This is a genomic window from Tissierellales bacterium (genome assembly GCA_025210965.1).
In the GTDB taxonomy this organism is placed as follows: Bacteria; Bacillota; Clostridia; order Tissierellales; family JAOAQY01; genus JAOAQY01.
In genome coordinates this window covers 1-3324 of sequence record JAOAQY010000082.1, presented here as the reverse complement: position 1 = coordinate 3324, position 3324 = coordinate 1, and the positions used below count along the sequence as shown (strand labels likewise).

Here is a 3324-nt window from a genome sequence, read left to right as displayed (position 1 = left end):
TTCTAAGGTAGCTTTCGTAACGTCTTTTGATCCAAACGTATTTATTATTGAATCTATATATTGTTTCTTCTGATTAATCTCAACCAATTGCTTATCTAACTTAATTCGCTCATCCTTCAATATCTCATTTAGCCTACAGCAACCACTATCTTGAATAATTGTTTTTATCAACTTCAAACTCAAATTTAGCTCTTTGAGTATAATCACCATTTCCAATGCCTTAAGTGTACTATCACCATATATTCTATTTCCCGCTTTATCTCTCTTCACGTTTAATATTTCTATTTCTTCGTAATATCTGAGTGTTCTTAGAGATATTCCATAAATATTACTCACTTCTCTAATTCGCATATTTTCTCACCCCTATCATTCAAAATTAGAAGATCTTCTAATTCAAGTATACTAAATTACGTAGCGTCATTGTCAACTATATTCTTACCTACTAAAAAGTAAGTAATTTACAAACTAATACAAAATACTTTAAACTATTTTTAGTAAATTCATCTTGAAAGGAATGATTGTACATGATAAATGCAATAAAAAAGAGACGTAGTGTGAGAAAATTTTCTGAAAAAAAGGTCGAATTAGAAATTGTTTCTGAATTACTAAAATCTGCTATGCAGGCCCCTTCAGCTGGAAATCAACAACCATGGGAATTTGTTATAATTGATGACAAATCACAACTTGAAGCTCTATCAAATATGAGTCCTTATGCAAAATTTCTAAAAGATGCTCCGCTTGCAATAGTTGTTGTTGGAAATAAAAATAACATGAAATTCCCTGAAAATTGGGAGCAAGATTTAGGCGCAGCTACTCAAAATATATTACTCGAAGCTACCGAACATGATTTAGGTAGTACATGGCTAGGGGTACATCCACTAAGTGATAGAATTAATCATGTGAAAAATATAATAAATTGTCCTAAAAACATCAAGCCTTATTGCGTAATAGCTATTGGATATCCAGCTTCAACAGGTGCAAATCATTTTGTTGATAGATATGACAAAGAGCGTGTACATTATAACAAATATTAAAATTTTCGAATTAAAAAAACAGTTTTTTCAAACTGTTTTTTTAATTATTTAGAATCGTTTATAATAATATTATTTTTAATAGCATAATCTCTAGAAAATCTACAAAGTTCTCCTATTATAGGGACTAATTCCGAATATTTTTCCGATAAATTATACTGCACATTTAATGGTTTTTGACTAATTACAGTTCTCTTTAGCAATCCATTTTTTTCTAAGTTTCTAAGCTGTGTGGTCAAAACTTTCTCTGTAATTTCTGGCATTGATTTTAACAATAATGAAAATCTATTATCTCCATTTATTATATGCCACAATATCCTAAGCTTCCATTTTCCTCCAAGTAAGTCGAATGTCAATATTAACGAACAATTATACTCTTTTTTTAGCTCCGACATAATAAAATCCCCCAAACTTAATTTAAAATCACTATATATAATTATATCAAATTTTAAAGTTCTAATATCAAAAAAATCGAATTCCAAATCTCACATTATCAAAAATGAAATTCAGAATCCGATATATCAAATTAAATGTACAAGTTTTCTATAATTTTATAATTATTAGTCAACTCGAACGAATGTCTATCAAGATTTACTGTAATTCTATCTTGAATTCATCTCCTAATTTTTTTAGTTCTTGATTCATTCTTCCGCTACCCTGTGGCATTTTTCTTGAATACAAACTCAATTCAAGCGACTTAGCATCTTTTGAAAAGTTTGAGCTAAGAACATCTAAGCTTATCACCCCACCTTTTCTAGTTTCTCTTCCGCCATCAAATACAATTTCATTTCCTAAATCATCCATACCTTTGAGCACAAATCTAAAATCTCTATTTTCATTAATATTTGATCTCTCATAATACACCTTAGGACCCAATTCATTTAGTGTTATTTCTTTTATAATTACTCTACTTCCATCTTCGAGTGTAAATTCTCTAGCTATAACTAAATGTTTTGTATCTACTGACAAATTCTCGCCATTTGTCTCAAATGCAAATTTCCAATCTCCAGATATAGACTTTTCGCCTAACTCTATTTCGTTATATTCTATCTCTATTTTCACATTGCCATTGGTCTCTATATTTCCCATATCATAATTAGTTACCTCTTCAAATGTATTATCATCAACAGCCCATGCACTTCCTGACGAACCTGATTCTATTCTCTTTCCGTTCACACGTAAGCTAATATTGGATTCTAGTCCTGATTCGTCCATTTTTATATCGCTTAATATTCTATCTGTTACTATCAAATCGCTTCCATCAATTACTACACTTTGTAAATCTATAGTTATTCCATTATCCGTAACTTTCTTGTGTACAATAGTCTCATACGACTCTAAATCAGCCTCTATACCAAGCTTCATCGCAATATTTGATCCTATAGAATCTATAGCTGCTTTAACTTGACCATTAAGTGGCCCAAGAGTAACTCCGCCAATTATTATTGCAGCTGCCATAGCTATAGCAATTTTATTATTTCTAAGGCTCTTTTTACCTCTAACCGATTTATGAAATCTACTTTTGATAGCTCTCTTTTCTAAATCATTTAACTCTCGTCCTTCATATTCTGATAAATCTGTATTAGCATCGTTTAATAATTCATATATATCTTTACTCATATTAATCATCCTCTGCTTTCTGATAATTTTCTAATTTTCTTTTTTCCTCTAGAAATTCTATTGTAAATAACAGCACTACTCATAGCACATTCTTTGCTTATATCTTCTATGCTACTGCCATCTATATAGAGTTTCTTAAATATCATTTGGTCTTCATCCTTAAGGCAAGCCAAAAGTTTTTCAATCTCATCTTTCAATTCTTTTCTCAGTATATTTTCTGAAGTATTATCTTCAATCCCAATCACCAAGTCATCAATATTTTCATACTCTAAGTTTTTAAGATATTTCCGCTTATATTCTAAGCATTTAAAACGTGAAACACCCGCTAGCCAGTTTTTAAAACTTCCCTTTTCAATATCATAACTTTCAATGTGTTCCCAAATAGCTAGGAGTATATTATTTATGCACTCTCCCTGATCACTGCTAAATGAATATAGATGCTTTTGCACTATAGACTTTATCAGCCAGCCATAGCTTTCTATTACATAATCCATAGCCCTTTCATCCCTTCGAATAAGCAGCTTTATAAAATTTTCCTCATCAATTTTCAAAGTTCCCACCACCTCTTTTTTCACGAGCTCGCTATTAACTTCCCCTACACTATATACTTTGCATCTAATATGTAATTTCTATCAATAATTCTAAAAATAAAAACTATAGACAAATTAAATCG

General features: G+C 30.4%; 5 protein-coding genes. 1 reads left to right on the top strand and 4 read right to left on the bottom strand.

Annotated features, from left to right (window positions below; translation table 11 throughout):
• The coding region (locus N4A40_06020) for a MerR family transcriptional regulator (protein ID MCT4661403.1) at nucleotides 1-351 on the bottom strand (351 nt) is incomplete at its 3' end.
• A 173-nt stretch (nucleotides 352-524) separates the two neighbouring features.
• Here N4A40_06020 and N4A40_06015 point away from each other — a divergent pair.
• Nucleotides 525-1034 (top strand): nitroreductase family protein, encoded by a 510-nt coding sequence (locus N4A40_06015; GenBank protein ID MCT4661402.1) that lies wholly within the window; start codon nucleotides 525-527, stop codon nucleotides 1032-1034.
• Between the two features lie 44 nt (nucleotides 1035-1078).
• Here the strand turns inward: N4A40_06015 and N4A40_06010 are convergent, their stop codons facing one another.
• From N4A40_06010 to N4A40_06000, 3 genes are all read right to left on the bottom strand, one after another.
• Nucleotides 1079-1426 (bottom strand): helix-turn-helix transcriptional regulator, encoded by a 348-nt coding sequence (locus N4A40_06010; GenBank protein ID MCT4661401.1) that lies wholly within the window; start codon nucleotides 1424-1426, stop codon nucleotides 1079-1081.
• A gap of 196 nt (nucleotides 1427-1622) precedes the next feature.
• Nucleotides 1623-2651, bottom strand: coding sequence for a DUF4179 domain-containing protein (locus N4A40_06005; protein MCT4661400.1), 1029 nt, complete (start codon nucleotides 2649-2651; stop codon nucleotides 1623-1625).
• 5 nt (nucleotides 2652-2656) lie between these two features.
• The gene (locus N4A40_06000; GenBank protein ID MCT4661399.1) at nucleotides 2657-3202 is read right to left on the bottom strand and encodes a sigma-70 family RNA polymerase sigma factor; all 546 of its coding nucleotides are present in this window, start codon (nucleotides 3200-3202) and stop codon (nucleotides 2657-2659) included.
• Between the last annotated feature and the right edge of the window lie 122 nt (nucleotides 3203-3324).

Excerpts from the sequence above, each read along its gene's own strand:
- N4A40_06005 (MCT4661400.1), bottom strand. The coding sequence starts at position 2,651 with ATGAGTAAAGATATATATGAATTATTAAACGATGCTAATACAGATTTA.
- N4A40_06015 (MCT4661402.1), top strand. The coding sequence starts at position 525 with ATGATAAATGCAATAAAAAAGAGACGTAGTGTGAGAAAATTTTCTGAA.
- N4A40_06010 (MCT4661401.1), bottom strand. The coding sequence starts at position 1,426 with ATGTCGGAGCTAAAAAAAGAGTATAATTGTTCGTTAATATTGACATTC.